Annotated in this window: 18 protein-coding genes; 11 read left to right on the forward strand and 7 right to left on the reverse strand. The window is 32.2% G+C overall.

The features are described 5' to 3' along the window. The first annotated feature begins 37 nt into the window (after nt 1–37). From lspA to KBI38_04200, 6 genes are all read left to right on the forward strand, one after another. Nucleotides 38–508 carry a signal peptidase II gene (gene lspA / locus KBI38_04175; protein MBP8629266.1) on the forward strand — a complete coding sequence of 157 codons (471 nt, stop codon included), beginning with the start codon at nt 38–40 and terminating at the stop codon, nt 506–508. Continuing rightward, on the forward strand, nt 492–1,421 hold the full coding sequence (locus tag KBI38_04180) for an RluA family pseudouridine synthase (protein ID MBP8629267.1): 930 nt from the start codon (nt 492–494) through the stop codon (nt 1,419–1,421). Before lspA ends, KBI38_04180 begins: the two co-directional genes overlap by 17 nt. A 21-nt stretch (nt 1,422–1,442) precedes the next feature. After that, complete coding sequence (gene pyrR, locus KBI38_04185) at nt 1,443–1,994, forward strand: bifunctional pyr operon transcriptional regulator/uracil phosphoribosyltransferase PyrR (protein MBP8629268.1); 552 nt, start codon at nt 1,443–1,445, stop codon at nt 1,992–1,994. 81 nt (nt 1,995–2,075) lie between these two features. After that, nucleotides 2,076–2,495, forward strand: coding sequence for a cell division protein SepF (gene sepF / locus KBI38_04190; GenBank protein ID MBP8629269.1), 420 nt, complete (start codon nt 2,076–2,078; stop codon nt 2,493–2,495). Nucleotides 2,496–2,619: 124 nt separating this feature from the next. Beyond that, nucleotides 2,620–4,140 carry a hypothetical protein gene (locus KBI38_04195; protein ID MBP8629270.1) on the forward strand — a complete coding sequence of 507 codons (1,521 nt, stop codon included), beginning with the start codon at nt 2,620–2,622 and terminating at the stop codon, nt 4,138–4,140. An 11-nt stretch (nt 4,141–4,151) separates the two neighbouring features. After that, nucleotides 4,152–4,505, forward strand: a complete 354-nt coding sequence (locus KBI38_04200) for a hypothetical protein (GenBank protein ID MBP8629271.1) — start codon at nt 4,152–4,154, stop codon at nt 4,503–4,505. Between the two features lie 70 nt (nt 4,506–4,575). Here KBI38_04200 and nadE read toward each other — a convergent pair whose 3' ends face one another. Next, entirely contained in the window at nt 4,576–6,477 is a 1,902-nt protein-coding gene (gene nadE, locus KBI38_04205; GenBank protein ID MBP8629272.1) for an NAD(+) synthase, read from the reverse strand. A gap of 206 nt (nt 6,478–6,683) precedes the next feature. Here nadE and KBI38_04210 point away from each other — a divergent pair, with 206 nt between their 5' ends. Next, the gene (locus KBI38_04210) at nt 6,684–8,171 is read left to right on the forward strand and encodes a threonine synthase (protein ID MBP8629273.1); all 1,488 of its coding nucleotides are present in this window, start codon (nt 6,684–6,686) and stop codon (nt 8,169–8,171) included. A 37-nt stretch (nt 8,172–8,208) separates the two neighbouring features. Here the strand turns inward: KBI38_04210 and KBI38_04215 are convergent, their stop codons facing one another. From KBI38_04215 to KBI38_04230, 4 genes are read right to left on the reverse strand one after another with little or no spacing between them, the layout of a single operon-like run. Further along, nucleotides 8,209–9,123: an RluA family pseudouridine synthase gene (locus KBI38_04215; protein MBP8629274.1), complete on the reverse strand. Its 915-nt coding sequence runs from the start codon at nt 9,121–9,123 to the stop codon at nt 8,209–8,211. A 60-nt stretch (nt 9,124–9,183) separates the two neighbouring features. Then, entirely contained in the window at nt 9,184–10,470 is a 1,287-nt protein-coding gene (locus KBI38_04220; protein ID MBP8629275.1) for an aspartate aminotransferase family protein, read from the reverse strand. 27 nt (nt 10,471–10,497) lie between these two features. Then, nucleotides 10,498–12,441 carry a U32 family peptidase gene (locus KBI38_04225; GenBank protein MBP8629276.1) on the reverse strand — a complete coding sequence of 648 codons (1,944 nt, stop codon included), beginning with the start codon at nt 12,439–12,441 and terminating at the stop codon, nt 10,498–10,500. 29 nt (nt 12,442–12,470) lie between these two features. Next, nucleotides 12,471–13,340, reverse strand: coding sequence for an ABC transporter substrate-binding protein (locus tag KBI38_04230; GenBank protein MBP8629277.1), 870 nt, complete (start codon nt 13,338–13,340; stop codon nt 12,471–12,473). A gap of 144 nt (nt 13,341–13,484) precedes the next feature. Between KBI38_04230 and KBI38_04235 the strand changes: the two genes are divergently transcribed. From KBI38_04235 to KBI38_04250, 4 genes are all read left to right on the forward strand, one after another. Beyond that, nucleotides 13,485–16,904 carry a DNA polymerase III subunit alpha gene (locus tag KBI38_04235; GenBank protein MBP8629278.1) on the forward strand — a complete coding sequence of 1,140 codons (3,420 nt, stop codon included), beginning with the start codon at nt 13,485–13,487 and terminating at the stop codon, nt 16,902–16,904. 140 nt (nt 16,905–17,044) lie between these two features. Then, on the forward strand, nt 17,045–17,242 hold the full coding sequence (locus KBI38_04240) for a hypothetical protein (protein MBP8629279.1): 198 nt from the start codon (nt 17,045–17,047) through the stop codon (nt 17,240–17,242). A 26-nt stretch (nt 17,243–17,268) separates the two neighbouring features. Beyond that, complete coding sequence (gene pyk / locus KBI38_04245) at nt 17,269–18,699, forward strand: pyruvate kinase (protein ID MBP8629280.1); 1,431 nt, start codon at nt 17,269–17,271, stop codon at nt 18,697–18,699. Between the two features lie 18 nt (nt 18,700–18,717). Continuing rightward, entirely contained in the window at nt 18,718–19,899 is a 1,182-nt protein-coding gene (locus tag KBI38_04250) for a hypothetical protein (GenBank protein MBP8629281.1), read from the forward strand. 19 nt (nt 19,900–19,918) lie between these two features. Here the strand turns inward: KBI38_04250 and KBI38_04255 are convergent, their stop codons facing one another. Then, nucleotides 19,919–21,031 (reverse strand): acyltransferase, encoded by a 1,113-nt coding sequence (locus KBI38_04255; protein MBP8629282.1) that lies wholly within the window; start codon nt 21,029–21,031, stop codon nt 19,919–19,921. A 10-nt stretch (nt 21,032–21,041) separates the two neighbouring features. Continuing rightward, nucleotides 21,042–21,403, reverse strand: a 362-nt coding sequence (locus KBI38_04260) for an SIMPL domain-containing protein (GenBank protein MBP8629283.1), incomplete at its 5' end; no start/stop codon positions are given.

Consider the following 21,403-nt stretch of genomic DNA (forward strand, 5'->3'; position numbering starts at 1 on the left):
TATTAATATGTAATTTATTAAAGAAATGGAGAGCAAAGTGCCGGTCTTAATTTTGATTATAATAAATATTTTCTTAGATCAAGCTGTTAAATATTATGTTCATGCCAATATGACGGTTGGTCAATCAATTCCGATAATAAAAGATATTTTTCATATAACTTATGTTTTAAATCCAGGGGCGGCCTTTGGAATTTTAGAACATAAGCGAAGTTTTTTTGTGATAATTGTTTTTCTGATGTTGGCGATAAGTTATTATGCTTATAGAAAAATTAACCATATGGACAATTTTTTAAAATTAGGAATGGGCTTATTGATTGGTGGAGCAATCGGCAATTTAATTGATCGTCTAAAAACCGGATATGTGATAGATTTTATTGATTTTAGAGTATGGCCGGTATTTAATATCGCAGATATTTCAATTGTAGTTGGTGTTGGGATAATTATTTATTTCATGGTCTTTTTTCCGGAAAAACAAATTGATGAAAACAAGGATGAATGTAATGAGTGAAGTGATATATGTAGCTGAAGATAATGTTGGACAGAGAATAGATGTATTTTTAGTTAATAAATTAGTGGATGCTTCAAGAGCTAATATTCAAAAAAATATTGTAGAAGGCTTTATTTTAGTTAATAATAAAAACGTAAAAGCTAATTATAAGTTGCGCTTAGGTGATGTTGTTGAAATAAGGACTCAAGAGGTAAAAGAAGCTAAAATTGAAGCCGAAGAGATTGCCCTTGATATATTATTTGAAGACAAAGATATTATTGTTATTAATAAAGCTCGGGGGATGGTTGTTCATCCGGCAGTGGGAAATTATAGTGGTACACTGGTGAATGCTTTATTAGCACATTGCAAGGATTTATCAGGGATTAATGGTGAAATTAGACCGGGAATTGTTCATCGCTTAGATAAGGAAACTACCGGTGCGATGGTTGCCGCTAAAAATGATAAGGCTCATTTAAGTTTAGCCCAACAAATAAAGGACAAGACAGCACAACGCAAGTATGTAGCAATTGTCCATGGTAATATTAAAGAAGATTTTGGTATTATTAATGGGGCGATTGGACGGCATAAAACCGATCGTAAAAAAATGGCTGTTGTTAAGGAAAATGGAAAAGAAGCTACAACAAATTTTACTGTTTTAGAACGATTTGGCGAATATACCTTTGTGGAGTGTAAACTTTTAACAGGAAGGACACATCAAATTAGAGTTCATTTGACTCATATTGGACATCCGATTGTTGGTGACAATAAATACGGTGTAAGGAAATCACCGTTTAAAATTGATGGTCAGGCTTTGCACTCAGCAAGTTTAGCGCTAACACATCCTACTACAGCAGAAAATATGTTTTTTGAAGCTCCAATGCCTGATGATATGTTAAAAATACTAGAAAAACTAAAAATATTGTATAAGCGATAATATAGTTGGGGAGAGTGTAAAATGCCTAATTTTATTGAAAAAGCTGTTATCATGGATAGTCAAGCGGTTAAAAGGGCGTTAACGAGAATATCACATGAAATAATTGAAAAAAATAAAGGCGTTAAAGAAGTTGTTTTAGTTGGGATAAGAACTAGGGGCGTACCATTGGCTGAACGAATAGCTAATGAGATTAATAAAATTGAAGGATTTAAGGTTCCGGTCGGAACTCTTGATATCACTTTGTATCGTGATGATTTATCAACATTAAGTTATCAACCGATAGTATGCGAAACAGAAATACCGGTTGATATAACAAATAAAATAATAATTTTAGTAGATGATGTTTTATATACCGGTAGAACAGTAAGGTCAGCGTTAGATGCTATTATTGACATGGGCCGGCCAAGAGCGATTCAACTTGCTGTCTTAGTAGACCGAGGTCACCGCGAGTTACCAATCCGTGCTGATTATGTGGGGAAAAATGTCCCTACCTCCAGTAAAGAAGAAGTTAATGTACAGTTGTTTGATATTGATACCGTTGATCAAGTTATTATAAAAGAAAAAATTGAATAAATATTTAAAAAAGCAGGGATAATAAAATTAATGGAGAATAACTAAATAACAAAGGATTGCGTTTTATATGGAGGGAGCTAAATGGCAGTGGGCTTAATTGATAAAATAACTAATGTTTTTATGACAGAAGATGATGAGTATAAAGAATATATTGAGGAAGTTAAACCAAAAGCACCAGAACGGGATTTGTATAAACCGGTATTAACATTGCACAAAAATAATTTTGATTTAAAAGTTGCAGTGTTTTATCCTAAAAATTTTGATCAGGCCAGTATTATTGCCAATAAGCTTAAAGCTAAGCAAGCTGTTATGATTAACTATGATCTTGTAGATGATAGAACACAACAACGAATTAATGATTTTATTAATGGTGTTTGTTATGTCTTAAATGGGGCAGTTCAAGTTATTTCAGATAAAATAGTGCTATATGTTCCTGAACATACTGAAATTGGTAAAGAATTGTATGCTTATTCCATTCCGACATATGTAAAAAACGGATGATTTAATATTAATAAAGCAAGCTGAATTTATCAGCTTGCTTTTTATTTTATGGCTAAAGCTATGGTAAAATGTTATAATAATTATGTATAATTTCAATTATTTCTGTTGTGGAAAGGTATATTTATTGATGAACAACGTGTACGATGGGGTACGGTTATTTTTTAAAAATAATACATTTAAAAAAGATTTTTTAAATCAGCATTTAATAGATGATTTTTTGAGGAAAAAAGCTTGGGAAGGTAAAATTGAGCAAGAACTAGCAGCATATTGGTTTATTATTGAAATGTTTATGAAATATATCAAAGAAAATGATATTAAAAGCCTCAATGAATTAGTAAAAGATGATTATTTGAAGTTATTTCTGTGGATTCCTGTAGCCAATCCCAAATTAGACTATGAAATTACCTTTACTACAGTCAATAAATTATTAAAAAACCTTATTGATTTCCATAAATTTTTAAAAAGTAAAAAAAGTATATTTTCGTTAGATGAAATTTATTCGGCACAAGATGTATTGTTTCGTGACAAAGGTCTTAAAAGTATTAAAGATGAAATTTTATCAGAAGAAAATACTGATTCTTCTTATGATGAGTTAGGGTTTCCAGATGAATTGGCATATAAAGTTAATGTTTTAATAGAAAGTTTAATAAATAATATAGGATCGTATTATCAAAGTAATAAATTTAACCGTGACTTTAATAGAGCAATTAATATATATACTGGCCCAATAAATGATTTGGGCGATGAAGATGATGAAGAATTTTGGCTCGGATTTTGGGATTATTTTTTATTTGACTATCATTTAATAAGGACCAATGAAACTCCATTAATGCATTTTGCTGCAAAAAATTATTATGATATTGATAAGTTGCAACAAAAGATTATGAGAGATTTATTAAAAGCTAAATTTACTGTATTTTATATTACGAAAATTTTAAATGATAATTTAGTGGAGTGTATTGATTTATTTACTGATGAAACCTTTAAAATGCCAATGCCGGAATTTGGTATTAATGAATATAAAAATTTATTATTTTATGGTCATATCAATTACAGCGGTTTTGTGATGCTAAATTATATTAGTAGTATTAAAGTAAGTCCAATTTTACGCAAGCGGATAAAAGAAGAAGTGCTAAAAGTAGCAAATCTTTATTTTAAACAAGAACCTACGGCGACCTTGAGCCATTTTTTTGTAAAACACTCGGTAGTTGTTAGGCATATAGTATATATTTTATTAACATTAGCTAAAGTTAATGTTGTTTCACTAGTTGATAATAATACGATGGAAACCATAGATAAAAAAATTCAACCAAATCTTAATGTCACTAAGTTAATTGAAAAAACAGCGACTAAGCTAGCAGTGTCGCAGAATGATCTTGAATTGATGAGAAAAATTTGGTATGACTTTTCACAACGTTATAATGGTAATATTAATGAACCTAACTTTTGGGCAGTGGCCGTAATCTATATTTTCTTTAAAATTAATGATATTGTTGATATTGAATTTGAGAACATTTTCAACCAGTATAAATATGCTCAAATTTATGATAATATTGACGTTATAATGAAAGAACTAAATTTGCAAAAATTTGACTTGCGCTATTTATCAGAAGAAGGCTATGTCTTATTTTTATATCTACTCTAGGGGGGATTTTTATGCGCTGTACTAACTGCAATAATGAAATTGATATTGAAACTAATGAATGTAGATACTGTGGAGAAAATACAGTAAGAATATTGACGCCAGAAGAAAAAAATGGTTATGATGGACTAACGATTGATAGTAATGCACAAGAAGATGGTTTTACTGAAAAACAAAGCAGTAATAGTTATAATAGAGTGTATGTACGATCAATTAATCCTGGTGGGAATTTTTTAACAAAGGCGGTATTTGTTTTATTGGGGATTATTATTAGTGGGTTTTTGTTTTTTGTAGCATTACCAATTACTTTAATAATAATAGCGATTGCGGTTTTTACTTGGATTGTTCTAGGATATTTAAGAAAATAATTAAATTTAAATCCCCTTCTTAAAGCAATAATGCTAAGAAGGGGATTATTTGTTGATAAAAATTAGTTTATTATTTTTCTAACAGTTGCTGTTTTAACTTTAAATATCTGGTAGAATAATACACCGGTAATTGCGATTCGCGATGATCAAAACCATAAGAGCGTCGACTAACTGCTAAAATTGGTGGAGCTTGAATTCTTTTTGCTACTGCAATACCGGAAAATTGATTCCACCATTTTTCTAAGTCTTCAATAAATTCAAGAGTGGTTGGAAATAATTTGGCTACCAAACCTTCAGCACAACCGATATTTTGTTCTAAAGTTCCTTCTACATACCAATTTAAAAGATCTTCTGGCGAAGCTTTGGTCCATGTTTCAATAAAGGCTTTAAATAAATAATCGTGATAATGATATTTTATAGGATCACCTTTACCCTCGTCGATAGATTGGTTCTTAGACAACTCAGCACTTGGCACTATCGTAAAGGTTGACAAGGGGATAACATTATGTTGGAAAACTTCATTATTAAGGTATTTGCCGAGGTCATAGACTTGGTGCTTCCATAAATCTCCCAAAACAGATATTACTCCAGCGTGATCACCATATAAAGTCGAATAGCCTACTGTTAATTCGCTTTTATTAGCATTGCAAGTGAAACCACCACCAAAACAAGCTGCTAATCCTGCTAAAATTCTTGCGGACCGATCACGAGCTTGGATGTTTTCTTTAGCAAAAGAATTAACCGTAAAAGTACTATGTCTTTTAGAGGTAAAATTCACAACGGAAGTGCTATTTATTTGATTAATGGTATAATCAACAACTTTTTGAATCGGCATAATGGTGTAGAGACATTTTAGATTTTGGGCTAAAGATAGTGCAATGTTTTTAGTAGTATTGGAATTATAAATACTAGGCATATTTACTAATAGAACATTTTCAGGACCAAGAACTTTGGTATAAAGAGCACTGGCGACAGCAGAATCAATGCCACCGGAAACACCGATGACGATTTTTTTCATGTTGATAGAGTCAAGAAATTGCTTTAGACCATAACTTAGTGCGTGATAAATATCGGCAGTATCATTAGGCTGCGAAATATAAACAGGATTACTATTTAAATGTTTATTACTTATGTTTAAGTCTACGAATTTAAGTTCAGCATTGTAACTAGGAGTATAGCCGATAATTTCTCCTTGAGAATTATAAACAGTACTAGAACCATCAAAAGTATAAATTGTTTTACCATTGTTTTGAATACCAACGTTGTTAACATAGATAATAGGTGTTTCAAAAGTTTTTGCTTGTTTAGCAAAAACTTTATTGCGTTTAGTGTTTTTCCCTAGGGTGAAGGGTGAACTGGAGATGTTGATAAAAAAGTCTACTCCAAATCTTGAATGCATAATTTGTGCAGGATTAATACTATAATCATCAGCCCAGCCATCTTCACAAATAAGACAACCTAGTTTAAAGTTTCTTTTTGGTAATTTTAGAGTAACTGGCTGAATTAATTTATTAATATCAATATCTAAGTCGCAAGCTAAATTTTTAAAACTATAAAAGTATCTATCATCGTCAAATTCACGATAATTTGGTTGTAGTGTTTTAATTTTATAGGGGTATAGCGAATTAGGCGAATTAATTAATGCACCATTATGAGCAATAAAGCAAGCGTTATACTTTCTAACGCGCCCATCATTATTTTTTTTATGCCAGTCGATGGCGACATTACCAAAAATAATACAAATTTGTTCAGAAGCAGCAATAATTTTTTGCCCGAAATATTCACAATCTTTTAGAAAAGATGTTTGTTCCCATAGATCGCCTAATAAATAACCTGGGATGGACATTTCAGGAAAAATTATTATGTCAGCACTCTTAGCTTTTGCAGTGGCAATTGCTTCTAGCATTGTTTTAGTGTTTATATCAGGTCGACCTGGTTTAACTTCAATTTGACCAATGGCGATTTTCAACAAAGTAGGACACCTCAGCAATCTATTAATATCAATTAATATTGTACAACAAAACAAATGATAAAACGATATAAAATGGTAATATATTTAAGTTTTCTTTATTAATAACTATATCTTTTTTTATCGCTATGATATAATGAATTTTATGTAATAATAGAATTATATTAGCATTAATGCTATTTAAATCTTTTAAGAAGGGAAATATTGCTATGAAATATATTAGTACAAGAGGATTAAAACAATCTTTAACTTCAGCCGAGGCCATTATTGCTGGTATTGCGAATGATGGTGGACTATTTGTTCCGACTGAAATTCCCCAAATTGATGCTGATTTTATCGATAGCTTAATTAATTTATCTTATCAAGATAGAGCAAAAAAAATATTGGAAAAATTTTTGGTAGATTACAGCGAAATGGAGTTAACTAATTGTGTTAACAACGCTTATGGCTTTAATAAATTTGATGATTCAAAAGTTGCACCGGTAGTCAGTGCTGGTGATAATCATATTTTGGAATTATGGCATGGTCCAACTAGTGCCTTTAAAGATATGGCCTTACAATTATTGCCACAATTAATGGCAACGGCATTGAAAAAAACTGGAGAAAAAAGCCAGATCGTTATTTTAGTAGCGACCTCAGGTGATACCGGAAAAGCGGCCTTAGAAGGTTTTAAAGATGTAGAGCAAATTAAAATATTAGTTTTTTACCCTGATAATGGTGTTAGTCAAATCCAACGTTTACAAATGATAACGCAAGAAGGCTCTAATGTTAAAGTGATAGCGGTTGATGGTAATTTTGATGATGCTCAAACCGGTGTTAAGAAAATTTTTAATAATGAAGATTTTAATGCAAATTTAAAAAATAATAATATTCAATTATCATCAGCAAATTCTATTAACTGGGGTAGACTTGTTCCTCAAATAGTGTATTATTTTAGTGCTTATGCTGATTTATTACAAAGTGGCAAAATATCGGTTGGGACTAAAGTTAATTTTGTCGTTCCGACAGGAAACTTTGGTAATATTTTGGCTGGTTACTATGCTAAGTTAATGGGGCTACCAATTCATAAATTAATTTGTGCTTCGAATGCTAATAATGTGTTAACAGATTTTTTGAATACCGGTATTTATGACCGCAATAGACCTTTTTATAAAACTTCATCACCATCAATGGATATCTTAATATCAAGTAATTTAGAAAGATTATTATATGCGTTGACCAACGCTGATGATAGTAAAATAAATAAATGGATGAAAGAGCTTAATGATGAAGGTCAGTACAAAGTTGATGCTGAAGTTTTAACTAGCATTAAAGAAAATTTCTGGTCTGATTTTGCTGATGATGTCAATACTGCTGAAACAATAAAAACAGTATTTGAAGAAAAAGGCTATACCTTAGATCCTCACACAGCGGTAGCGTGGTATGTTGCTGATAAATATAAGAAAACCACAAAGGATGAGTTGCCACTAGTGATTGTTTCAACCGCTAGCCCTTATAAATTTAATGAAAATGTTCTTGGGGCATTAGATAGTGACATTGCTGCTACCTTGACAGATGAGTTTGCGGTATTGGATAAATTGGCGGAAATTACCAAGGTTAAAGTTCCGGAGGGCTTAGCAAGTTTAAGAACAGCAAAAGTTATTCATACTGATAAATGCCAAAAAGAAGAAATGGCAAAATTTATTACTAAAATTTAATAACGTCAGCAAAAAACTCTAACAGTAATCTTAACTGTTAGAGTTTTTTTATTGACGTTATTTTTTCAATTGCATTTTTAATATCAAGGGGTAGTTGTGTCGTTATTGTTTTTTTCTCACCGGTATCGATATCAAGGAAAGAGATTGAATAGGCATGCAGTGCTTGGCGATTAATTAGTGAAGATTTGGTGTGATACATACTATCGCCAATAATCGGGCAATTTAAATGTTTCAAATGTACCCGTATTTGGTGGGTGCGACCGGTTTCTAAATCAAGCGCTACCAAGCTATACTTATTATCAAAGGTTTGTAAGACTTGATAATTAGTAATTGCTTGTTCCCCCTTAGCGCTGACTATTCGTCGATTTGGCGAAGTAGGATCTTTTGCAATGCTTTGATTAATTATACCAAAGTTTTGAGGGGGAACCCCTGAGGTTAAGGCCCAATATTTTCGCTGTAAGATTTTTTCTTGCAATTGTTTAGTATAAAGATTTTGGCTGTGGTCGTTTTTAGCAAAAATAATACAGCCAGAAGTATTGCGATCTAAGCGATGTAGTGGTCTTATTTTAATGGTCTCTTTTGACTCCTTAAAATAATTTGCTAAGAAGTTTGCTAAGGTATTTTCAGTGGTGTGTATGGTGGGGTGTACTAACTGAAAAGGTGGTTTATCTAATACGATGATATTATTATCTTCATACAAAATAGAAATGATACCAGGTTGAGGAAGGACGCCGTAATCTTGATCTTGAATTATTTTGATGTTGATATTATCATTTGTTTGCAATACTCTTTTTAAAAAAGCAGGCTTATTATTAATGAAAATCCCTTTAGTTCTGGTTAATTTTTGTAACTTTCGCCCGGAAATTTTCAGAATAGTTTTAAGGTATTGCTCTAAGGTTAAACCTTGATGTTCAAAGGAAACTTTGTAATTAGTAAATTTTTTTATATTCATATAAATCCTTCTTAAAAATTATAAAGAAATAACCAGTATAACTGATTATTTCTTTATAATTTACTTTATTTTACCTAAAACTAAATCCAAAGCGTTTAACATTTCATTAATATTATCTTCGGTAATAATAAGTGGTGGTTGAAAAGCTAAGACATTTCGTTCAGTGCCATTTTTGCCAATTATAAAGCCTAAATTTTTCATCTCTTCTAGGATGAAATCGGTTTCAGCACTGGCAGGAGTTTTATCAGCATGGATTAATTCGGCGCCTCGCATTAAGCCTAAGCCTCTAATGTCACCGATGATTTGATGTTTATCTTGTAAGGTTTTTAATCCATTAAATAACTGTTGACCGCGTTCTGTCGCTTTACTTATTAAATTTTCACTATCAATATAATCTAAAGTTGCTAGAGCGGCAGTGGAAGAAACCGGGTTTCCGCCTAAGGTTGACGCTCCTGGTTTAATATAAGAATCAGCTATTTGTGCCGTAGCAATGAAAGCAGATATTGGAGTACCATTACCTAAGGCCTTGGCTACGGTCATAATATCAGGAACTATATTAAAATTTTCAATGGCAAACATTTTGCCGGTACGACCAAAGCCGGTTTGTACTTCATCAACAACCAACAATATATTATATTTATCAAGAATTTCTTTTAAGCGTTGAAAATATCCTGGCGGTGGTGTTATGATGCCGGCGTTACCTTGAATTGGTTCAGCGAAAAACGCGGCAACTTTACCGGAAGTATTTGTTTTTATAATATCTTCAACAGCATTAGCACAAGCTAAATCACATTCTGGATAGGTTTTGCCTAAAGGACAGCGATAACAATATGGGTTTGGTGCAAAGCTGATGCCACCGACTGGGTTAGGGTCAGTACGCCACATCCCAATACCAGTCATACTCATTGTTAATTTTGTGCGACCGTGAAGACCGTTTCTTAAACAAATAAACTCGCTAGAACCGGTGTAAATTGTTGCTAATAAAGCAGCTCCTTCGTTAGCTTCTGTACCGGTGGAACAGAAAAAAGCTTTTTGTAATTGTCCGGGCGCTATTTTAGATAATCTTTCCGCTAGGTTAACAAAATTTTCGGTTAGATAAATATTACAGACATGTTGCAAAGTTTTAACTTGCTCACAAATTTTATCAGTAATTACGGGATTACAATGACCACAATTAATAACTGATACTCCAGCGAAGCAATCAAGATATTTTTTATTATTACTATCATATAGATATTGCATTTCACCTTTTACTATTTGCATAGGATCTTGGTAGAAATGATTTAAACAAGGCATGATATATTGTGCCTTCTTATTGATGATTTCTGGGGCGCCAATATAATTCATAACAACAAACACTTCCTTTTAGTTTTATTAACGTGAAATGCGATAACGGAAAGAACCAATTCCTAATTTTCGCGGACTGGAATTCTCTAAAGTAGCGATAAGTTCATCGTTACAAAGGTGCTCAGGATTTTGGATGCTTTGTTTAAGCTCTGAGACGTAAGTTTTAGTTAAAAGGGCAATTAGGGCAGGGGAGTAATGCTGACCTTCGATTCGATATGTTTGAGCCCCTAATAACTTAGGCATAATTTTCAATAAACACAAATCTTTAGCAAAAAGAATATGATTTCTATTATATTGATCAATTTTAATAGGATGTTTTTCGCTAGCACTGTCGAGCAAGGCGAAGTTATGTTTGCATTGCTGATTTTCTTCTAAATGATTTGAACCTAAAATTAAAGTTGGTAAAGAGTGGTCTAAAATCATTGCTTCTAATGAGCCGTGGATAATAAACTCTAAAGGGATAGTAGCATTTTTTAGCATTGCAATATATTGATTGTAAGTTGCTTCAATCGAAATTGTAGAACGGGTAGCGCCATTGGCTTTTAATAATCTAGCACTTAAGTGATTGAAAATATTAAAAGAATAATCAGTGATAATCGGCAAGTCGGTTAATCTATGTGCAAGATTTAAAACTCCGATATTGCTCACTAATAAGCCATCGGGTTTTAATTTGTTAAGGCTATGAAATAGTTGTGTTAATTCGCCTAATTCGCGATAACCGGTAATGCGTGGGGTGTTCACTATTAATTTAGCATTATAGTGATGAGCTGTTGTGATTGCAGTTTTAATATCGTTTAACTTCCAAGGATTTTCTGGCAAAAAAGCTTCGCCACCAATATAAATTGTGCCGGCACCATTTTGACAAGCTGCCTCTAACGAAGGTAAGTCTCTTACTTTAACTGCGATTTCAGGATTGTAAGCAGTAGTTATTGCGAAAGGATTTGCTTCCTTGGCAGGAAGGAGAGTGCTAACGCTAGCTTCTTTAACCGCTTGGCTAAAAAAACGAGGTTCTCTTTTGCCGGTAAAGCCGATAGCGTTAGCGTCAGGTTTACCTAAAGCAAAGCATGTTGAAAAATCGCGAGAACGATTTTCATATAATTCGTGCCAACCTTCTTCATCAGTCCTATAACCAGTAGGATCGTTGATATAAGCATCAATTGCCTGACGATAAATTCTAACGATTTTTTCAACAAACGCTGCTGTTCTCATACGACCTTCAATTTTAAAAGAGTGTACACCAGCTTGGATTAACTCAGGGATGTTACGGTACATACACATATCTTTTAGCGCTAGCTTAAAGTCTCCAGGGCCATTTTCATCTAGTACTTCGTTAGTATCTTCGTCAATTAATGTAAACGGCCACCGGCAAGGTTTTAAACAGCGCCCACGATTGGAACTTTGACCAAAAAGTACTCCGGAATGAAAACATTGTCCGCTATGTGAAATACACATATCACCGTGCATGAAATACTCAATTTCAATACCGGTATGATCTTTTAGGGTCGACATTTGATCTAAAGTCATTTCACGACCAACTACGACTCTGGTTATACCATACTCTTTTAATTTATTAATAGCTTCTTCATTATGAGTATTCATCATTACAGAAGAGTGTAATGGTACAGAAAAATTAATTTCTTTAGCCAGTTCTAAGATAGCTAGATCCTGAACAATTAAAGCATCGGGCTTGATTTGGTCAAGAAATTTCAAATAGTCGCGCATAGCATCAATTTCTTGTTCGCTAATTAAATTATTAACAGTGATATAGACTAAAACATTTCTTTCATGCGCATATTTTATGGCTTTTACTAATAATTCATCATCAAAATTTGTATCTGTACGATGCATTCTCATATTAAAGCGTTTACCACCAAGATAAACCGCATCAGCACCGGCGGTAATAGCAGCCTCTAGTACTTCCCAAGTGCCAACAGGAGCTAATAATTCAACGGACTTTCTGGATAATAACATAAACTTCATCTCCTTGATTACAAAACAACTTATTCGAAAATTTCTGTAGCAGACGTTAATACTGCTGAAGGAATTTCAATCTCTAAATTTTCAGCCACAAAGGCGTTTAATAAAATATCAGCTTCTGTTGTTATTCCAACCGGAATGTCAGAAGGATTTTTTTTGTCAATTAAAATTGACTTTGCTTGATCAGCACAAGCAAGACCTAGTTTAAAGTGATTTGATACTAACGCTCCTAGTGCACCAGCAGAAACATTCGGCGCATGAGAAGCAATAATTGGAATGTTTTGAGCATCGGTATAATAGACAATACTAGCGAAATTTTCTTCCATTATTTTACCGATTGTTAAAAATAGGGCATCAAAACTTGGTGAAAGTTTTTCTTCTAATAATGAAATATCCTCGGCGGAGGTTAAAGCAATTTCTTGAATTGCTAAAGTAGTATTGTTTTTCAGGATGTTGTTTTTTTCGATAACTGAATTATCATCAGCATTATGATATAATAATGCAATTTTTTTGGCGTTAGGTAAAATGTTTTTGATAAACGCTAATTTGTCCGGGGCTGCGACCATTCCCGACATTCCTGTAGCTTTGCCATTTGGTTTATTCATAGACTCAACTAAATTAACACTAACCGGGTCAAAGACTGGGGTGAATAAAACCGGTATGTTTTCCGTTAATGCAACCGCTGCTTTAGCAGCAGGGGTTGAACAAGCAAAGATTAAATCGACTTTTTTAGTAGCCAAAATATCAGCAAGTTTTGGTAATTCAGCAATATTACCATCAGCATTTAAATAGTGATAAGTAACATCTACATTTAAGTTTCTAAGACCTTCTTTAAAACCTTTTACAGCATCATCAAGATGTTGTGTTAATTGTAATATTCCAATATTAAACAAGATTTACACCTCTTTAAAATATTATTAAACTTATTAAATTCAACCAATTTAAGATTATTTCCTGCTAAATGATAAATTTGTTTTAATCATTATAATGAATTATAATGAAAATATCTATTAAATTTTGAAAAAGGGTTAATTTTTATGATAGAAAACAATAAAAATGAAGGAAATTTTGTCCATCTTCATGTACATACTGAATATAGTTTGTTAGATGGTGCCAGCAGAATTGATACTTTAGTACAAAAAGCTAAGCAACTAAATATGCCGGCTATTGCTATCACGGATCATGGTTCGATGTATGGTGTGATTGATTTTTATAAAAGTGCTAAAAAACATGGTATAAAGCCCATAATCGGCTGTGAAGTATATATTGCACCTAAATCAAGACATGAGAAAAGCGCGATTGAAGGTGAGTCCTCATATCATTTAGTTTTATTAGCGGAAAATCAAATTGGTTATCAGAACTTAATTGCATTAGTATCAAAGGCTTATAGCGAAGGTTTTTATTATAAGCCTAGAATTGATAAAGAATTATTAAAAGAATATAATGAGGGACTTATTTGTTTAAGTGCCTGCATTGCTGGGGAAATTCCTCAATTATTATTAAAAGGAAATAAAGAGAAAGCAGAAGTTGTTGTTCAAGAATATCTTGATATTTTTGGTAAAGATAACTTTTTTATTGAGATACAAGATCATGGGTTGCCTGAACAAAAATCAACTAATCCTATTTTAATTGAGCTTGCTAATAAATATCAAATTGGCTTAGTTGCCACTAATGATTTACATTATATTAATAAAGATGATAGTGAGTTTCATGATGTTTTACTATGTATTCAAACTGGTAAGACGGTTGAAGATGAATATCGCATGAGATTTCCTAACAATCAGTTTTACTTAAAATCAACCGAAGAAATGAAGCTATTATTCGGGAAATATCAAGAAGCTTTAAGTAATACCGTTAAAATTGCTCAGCGCTGTAATGTGGACTTTGTTTTTGGACATTTACATTTACCAGAGTTTCCAATGCCAGCTGACAAAACTGACAATGAATATTTACGACAGTTATGTCAAGAACGTATTTTAAAAAGATTTAAAACTGATAATGATGAAATTAGAGACAGGTTAGATTTTGAGCTGCAGGTAATTGCTAAAATGGGTTATGCCAGTTATTTTTTAATTGTTTGGGATTTTATCAATTATGCAAAAGAAAATAATATTGCGGTAGGACCGGGGCGGGGTTCAGCAGCAGGTAGTATTGTTGCTTTTCTCTTAGGAATCACCAATATTGACCCTTTGAAATATGGGTTGCTGTTTGAACGTTTTTTAAATCCAGAGCGGGTGACGATGCCCGATATTGATATTGACTTTTGCTATGTTAAGCGAGCAAAAGTTATTGAATATGTTGCTAACCGTTATGGCGCAGATCATGTAGCTCAAATAATAACCTTTGGTACGATGGCAGCAAAAGCAGCAATCAGAGATGTTGGTAGAGCGCTTAACCTACCTTACAGTGAAGTTGATAAAGTTGCTAAAATGATTTCTAACGAACTTGGAATAACCATTGATAAAGCTTTAAATAATAATCAAGAGCTGAAAGAACTTTATGACAGTGATGAAAATGTAAAGAAATTGGTTGATTTAGCTAAGCAGGTTGAAGGATTGCCACGGCATGCCTCAACTCATGCTGCCGGCGTTGTTATTGCCAAAAATCCATTAAATACTTATGTGCCATTACAAAACAATGCTAATGATGGTTTTCCGATTACTCAATATGATAAAGATCGTGTTGAAGAATTGGGTTTATTAAAAATGGACTTATTAGGGTTAAGAACCTTAACGGTAATAAGTGATGCCTTAGAGCTGATAAAACAAAATAAAGGGATTAGTATTGATATTGATGAAATTGATTTAAATGATGCTAAAACCGGTGAAATGTTGGCTACAGGTGATACGGCCGGAGTTTTCCAAATGGAATCAACAGGCATGACTGCTTTAGTTAAAGAGTTAAAACCAGAATGTTTTGCTGATTTAATTCCGTTAGTAGCCTTATATCGACCGGGACCACTTGGCAGTGGAATGGTAGCTGATTTTATTGATGGTCGTCATCAACGGAAAGAGGTTTCATACTTACACCCGTTGCTGGAGGAGATTTTAAAAGATACTTTTGGGGTAATTTTATATCAAGAACAAGTAATGCAGATTGCCTCTGTTTTAGGTGGTTTTTCCTTAGGGCAAGCTGATTTATTGCGTCGGGCAATGGGGAAAAAGAAACATGATGTGTTGGAAGCGCAAAAAGAAACATTCTTAGATGGGGCAAAACAAAATGGTCTAGATAAAAAACTAGCCGAAGAAATTTTTGAATTGATGGCTCATTTTGCTGATTATGGTTTTAATAAATCACATAGTGCTGCTTATGCTTTAGTCGCTTATCAAACTGCATATTTAAAAGCTCATTACCCCCAAGAATTTATGGCGGCGATGTTATCGAGTGTTATGGGGACTAATGATAAAATTGGCTTTTATATTGAACGTTGTAAACACATGGGAATTGCGGTATTACCACCGGATGTAAATGCTAGCCTAGCATCATTTAGTGTTGATAATTTATCGATTAGATTTGGATTGGCAGCAGTGAAAAATGTTGGAGAAAATGCGATTGTCAATTTAATAAAAGCTCGAACAGATAAGGGACCATTTACTTCTCTGGTTGACTTTTGTACTAAAGTTGATATGAGATTGGTTAATAAAAGAGTTATTGAAAGTTTGATAAAATGTGGTGCCTTTGATTCATTTGGCAATAAGCGCTCGCAATTATTTATTATCTTGGAAAAAGCAGTAGAAGTTGCAGCGCAAAAGCAAAAGGATGAATTAACTGGACAACTAGGCTTATTTGGTGAAGTTGAAATGCAACAGGCCGATGATATTGCTTTACCTAATATTCCGGAATGGCCGAAAGATCAAATTTTGGCCTTAGAAAAAGAAATTACCGGATTTTATATTACCGGACATCCTTTAGATCAATATCGCGAAAAATTAAATAAATACAGTAATATAAACCAACTTAATAATGAGAACTATGATGGGAAAACTGTAAAAATTGCCGGTTTAATCACTAGTCTAAAAAGATTAACTACTAAAAAAGGCGATAATATGTGTTTTTTAGAGGTTGAAGATTTTACCGATAAAATTGAAGTTGTTGTATTCCCTAAAATATTTTATCAATCAACAAACTTATTGGCAGTGGATGTGCCGGTGATTATTAGTGGTAAAGTAAATTCCAATGATGAAACTGCCAAAATTTTAGCAGATAGAATTTTGGCGATTGATGATGAAGTGAAAGATGTAAAAATCACTATTTTACCTGAGTTGGAAACCCCTGAATGCCTAGATGCCGTAAAAAATATTATGTTACAAAATAAAGGGGAAAACATTGTATATCTTTATTTTGTTAGCAGTAAAAAGATAATAAAAACGGAAAAAAGATTTTGGGTTGATTTATCAGAAAAATTTAAACGAGATATTACTAAAATACTAGGAGAAAACAGCATTCAAATAAAATAAGAATTGCTATAATCGCATTAATTTGTAATAATATATATTGTATTTATGTTATTATTTATAAAATTTTGCTTATAAGCAGGAATACATGCTTAGTTAGAGAAAGCAATACTTAGAGAAAGATTTATCAGGAGGAACCTGTTATGTGGACAGTTATATATATAGCATCTAACAAAAAACAAGCTGAATTTTTAAAAAATTTATTATGCTCCGAAGGTGTACTGGCGAATACCAGAGCGGTAGGAAATGCAGCATCATCTGATGGGATGTTTGAAATTCTTGTCTTGGAGTCAGAAGTCGATGAGGCGCATGCTATAATTTGTCAACATGCGGTTAATTAAACAGTAATATAAAGGGGGATTTATTAATGAAAAGAACTAAAATAATTTGTACACTAGGGCCTGGTACCGATAAACCAGGAATACTTGAAAAAATGTTAGAAGCGGGCATGAATGTTGGTAGATGTAATTTTTCGCATGGTACCCACGAAGCCCAATTGGAAAGAATGAATATGTTGTTAGATGCTGCTAAAAGAGTTAATAAAACAGTAGCATTGTTATTAGATACAAAAGGTCCGGAAATGCGCCTTGGAAAATTTAAAGATGGAAAAGTTCGCTTAACTGAAGGCGAACAATTTATAATAACAACAAAAGAACTTGAAGGCACAAAAGAAATCGCAATGGTTAATCATAAACTGTTAGCGCAAGAAGTTGTACCGGGTAATAAAATTCTTTTATCTGACGGCTTAATAAGCTTAAATGTTGAAAGAGTTGAGGGCGATGATATTATTACCACTGTTTTAAATAGTGGTGATATCAGCACCGGTAAACGGGTAGCGGTACCAGGAGTGGCAGTTAATTTACCGTTTCTATCGGAACAAGATAAAAATGATATTGTTTTTGGAATTAAAAATAATATGGACTTCATTGCTGCGTCTTTTGTGCAAAGAGCGGCTGATATTTTAGCAATTAGAGAGTTGTTAAATCAACATAACTATAATATGGATATTATTGCTAAGATTGAAAATGAAGAAGGCGTTAAAAATATTGATGAAATTTTAGAAGTTGCTGATGGTATTATGGTTGCTCGTGGCGACTTAGGAGTTGAAATACCAACTCAAGAAGTGCCGGTTGTACAAAAAATGATCATTGAAAAGTGCAATAAAATTGGTAAACCTGTTATTACTGCAACACAAATGTTAGAGTCAATGGTTACTAATCCGCGTCCAACTAGAGCGGAAGCTAGTGATGTTGCTAATGCCATTATGGATGGAACGGATGCTATTATGCTAAGTGGTGAAACTGCATCTGGTGAATATCCGGTAGAATCAGTGCAAATGATGGCAACTATTGCTGAAAGAATGGAACAAGAATTAAAATATACTGAAATATTAAAAGCAAAAGGCTTAGAAATTGGTAATAATGTTACTGATGCAATTAGCCATGCTACAGTTCAAGTTGCTCACGAGACTAAATCAAAAGCAATTTTAACTGCTAGTGAAACTGGTTTTGCTGCAAGAATGATTTCTAAATATCGTCCATCTAAACCGATTATTGCTGTTACACCAAGTGAAAAAGTGATGAGAAAAATGCAACTTTATTGGGGTGTTCAAGGAATTTTAGGCGAAAGCTTTGAAAATAGCGATAATATGGCTAAAAAAGTAGCAGAAACTGCACTAAAATCAGGCCTTGTTCAAAAAGGTGATATGGTTATTATTACTGCCGGTGTTCCGGTAGGAAAAGCTGGATCCACTAATATGTTGAGAATTAACATATTAGGAGAAGATATTGCACAATAATTTAGTGGAGGAAGTATTTTGTTATTTATAAAAAAATGTTTGCTTAAATTTTATAAAGTTACTTTTAATTTTATGCTATGGCAAATGAAAAAAGAGATAACTGCTTCTAAAATTAATTATGCTAAGACAGATAGGGTAATGAGAAAGTTATATTTTCTCATTACCCTATCTGTACAAATTGCAGATGAAAAAAAATCCTATTTAGTGATTGATTTATTAAAATTAGCTTTTGGCGAAAAATATATCCGTCCAGAAGAACCGCTACATTTGTTTTCGTTGTGCAATGAGTTAATAAAAGCAAGGAAACCTGTTATATTAAGCTATTTATTAGATGCGTATAAGCCTTTGGTGCGAAATATTGAAACTAATCAAATTATTGAAATCATCAATAATCTAAATACTCTTTCGAGCTTACTTAACAAAGATAAACAAAAAAATTATTTTGTCAGTAAAATAATAACTTTGTTAATAGGAAACATTGATTATTTTTGCAAAATTGAGCCATTGCAAATTGCTGTGGCTAAATTAGTACAAAATATTGGGATTATTGCCATTAAAGAAAATGATTTTGCTTTATTTTGTGAAATTTCAGTTTGTTTAACTAAAATTCGCAGTTATTTATTTAAAGCTAACTTGAGTTTTGAATTATCAGAAATATTAAATATATGGTTTTATTATATTACGAAGAAAAATAATGTGGAATTTATCATTTCTTATAAAACTATGTTATTGGAAAATATTAAAGAAGATGATTTTTCAGCAGAATGTGCTTTAAGAATAATTACTAAAATAAAAGACAGTATGTTGTTTATAGAACGTGATTTAGATAATAAATTTACTGTAATGTCATTTCTTATTTATGAATTTCTAGCAAAGAGAGCACTGACATTTAATGCAGCACAGACGGTCAATGAAACTATCAGATTAACAAAATTTATTATTGAAAAATATGGATTAGAACAAGCTTTTGAGATAGTAATATTATTTAAATTATTGCAATTATTATTTAGTAAAAGTACCATAAATGAAAAAATAAGTTTAAAAGTAGTATTGTTACTGGAATTTATTAAAGTTAGTCAAAATTTAACAACTAAAGAAAATGTGATTGAACAGATTCATTTATTGCTAAATTGTGAAGAATTCACTGATTATAACAATATAATAACGTTGTTAAGAGAAAAGTGGTTAGAATTAAAATAAGGTAAAGAGCAACTGCTCTTTACCTTATTTTTGTTGTACCGTTTAACAATAGCCCTAATATTGGTATTTTATAATATATTTTACTGAATAATTCGGCAATTAATAAACTAAATAAAATTGTTCCGCTGAAAAATAAGATTGCATTTGTAAAAGTCATCATTTTATTAAAAACTGCCATTAAATCAAAAATAAAGTACATAACCAAAGGGTGAACTAAATAGGCAAAATAAGAATGTTTACCTAATGTAGCACAAGTGTTGGCAAGATATTTTGGTAATTGATAATTATTGAAAAAAGCAAACAAAGCTAAGGTTGCTCCTAAAGTGTAGATTACTCCGGGAGGGCTTAATTGTTGAGCAATATTAATCGCTTCTCCAACAGTGTAGTGGTTGATTAAAACTAAATAATAATAATACGAGAGCATACCGCTTAAACTTAAAAAACCAAAGCTGATTAAATTTTTGGGTTGTTTCTTTAAAAAAACAGAGAATTTTTGATAGTGCACCGCACAATAGGCACCAAATAAAAAAATAAAAATATAATATAATACCAGATAATTTAAGCGATAAGTAATAAGGTTGTTAAAAAATGCAGTATTGAAATGAAGATTAAGAAAATAGCTAGAATAATAATTAAATAGTATTTGGAAAATAAATAATAAGACTAAGCCCCAAGCTGTCAGATGTTTTATAATTTTTATCCATAGTGGCATTAATAAATAAAACCATAATAAAAGAACTAAAAAGTATAGTTGATAAGAACATAATCCAAAGATTAAATAACGAAATAATGTATCAAAGTTTAGGATTGAGGAATCATTAAACCTTAAAACATAGTAAGTTATATAAATAGCAGACCAAGTTAGATAGGGCAGCAACACAGTTTTAAACCGTTTGACCATAAAGGTTTTATAGTCAAACGGTTCATTTATTTTCAAATTATAAAACAGACCAAAGGCTGAAATAAAGAAGAAAATCGGCACGCAAAAGCGTGTAATAATATCAAAAAAAGCAAAAAGATGAATGTTTACCACCGGATTAGATAAATAATAAGCGCCACTATGAATTCCGATAACACCAAGCATCGAAAGTCCTCTCATATAATCAAGAGCAGGTATTTTTTCTTTACTCATTATAAGCTCCTTAGTTTATTTCAAAAACAATATTTACTGAAGCGTTTACATCAACATTAGCAGCACTTATTGTTGTTCCAAGTTCAGCAGATTTTACCGCATAGGAGTTTAAACGATTGGAGTAAACAGAAACATTTTGTTCATTTACAGAAATAACATTAACAATGGCTACATTTAATTCTTTAGCAATAGCAGTAGCTTTGTTTTTAGCATCAGCTACGGCTTGGCGCAATGCTTCTTGTTTTAATGAAGCTACATTTTTACGGCTAAAGGTAATAGCATTAACTTGGTTCGCTCCAGCTTTTAAGGAGGTATCAATTATTGTGCCAATTAGTGATAAATTGGTAGTAGTTATTGTAATGGTGTTGTTAA

The sequence above is a fragment of the Negativicutes bacterium genome (assembly GCA_018052945.1).
Classification (GTDB): domain Bacteria; phylum Bacillota; class Negativicutes; order JAGPMH01; family JAGPMH01; genus JAGPMH01.

Excerpts from the sequence above, each read along its gene's own strand:
- pyk (MBP8629280.1), top strand. The coding sequence starts at position 17,269 with ATGAAAAGAACTAAAATAATTTGTACACTAGGGCCTGGTACCGATAAA.
- KBI38_04200 (MBP8629271.1), top strand. The coding sequence starts at position 4,152 with ATGCGCTGTACTAACTGCAATAATGAAATTGATATTGAAACTAATGAA.
- KBI38_04225 (MBP8629276.1), bottom strand. The coding sequence starts at position 12,441 with ATGTTATTATCCAGAAAGTCCGTTGAATTATTAGCTCCTGTTGGCACT.
- KBI38_04180 (MBP8629267.1), top strand. The coding sequence starts at position 492 with ATGAATGTAATGAGTGAAGTGATATATGTAGCTGAAGATAATGTTGGA.
- KBI38_04215 (MBP8629274.1), bottom strand. The coding sequence starts at position 9,123 with ATGAATATAAAAAAATTTACTAATTACAAAGTTTCCTTTGAACATCAA.
- pyrR (MBP8629268.1), top strand. The coding sequence starts at position 1,443 with ATGCCTAATTTTATTGAAAAAGCTGTTATCATGGATAGTCAAGCGGTT.
- KBI38_04240 (MBP8629279.1), top strand. The coding sequence starts at position 17,045 with ATGTGGACAGTTATATATATAGCATCTAACAAAAAACAAGCTGAATTT.
- sepF (MBP8629269.1), top strand. The coding sequence starts at position 2,076 with ATGGCAGTGGGCTTAATTGATAAAATAACTAATGTTTTTATGACAGAA.
- KBI38_04235 (MBP8629278.1), top strand. The coding sequence starts at position 13,485 with ATGATAGAAAACAATAAAAATGAAGGAAATTTTGTCCATCTTCATGTA.
- KBI38_04220 (MBP8629275.1), bottom strand. The coding sequence starts at position 10,470 with ATGAATTATATTGGCGCCCCAGAAATCATCAATAAGAAGGCACAATAT.
- KBI38_04255 (MBP8629282.1), bottom strand. The coding sequence starts at position 21,031 with ATGAGTAAAGAAAAAATACCTGCTCTTGATTATATGAGAGGACTTTCG.
- KBI38_04210 (MBP8629273.1), top strand. The coding sequence starts at position 6,684 with ATGAAATATATTAGTACAAGAGGATTAAAACAATCTTTAACTTCAGCC.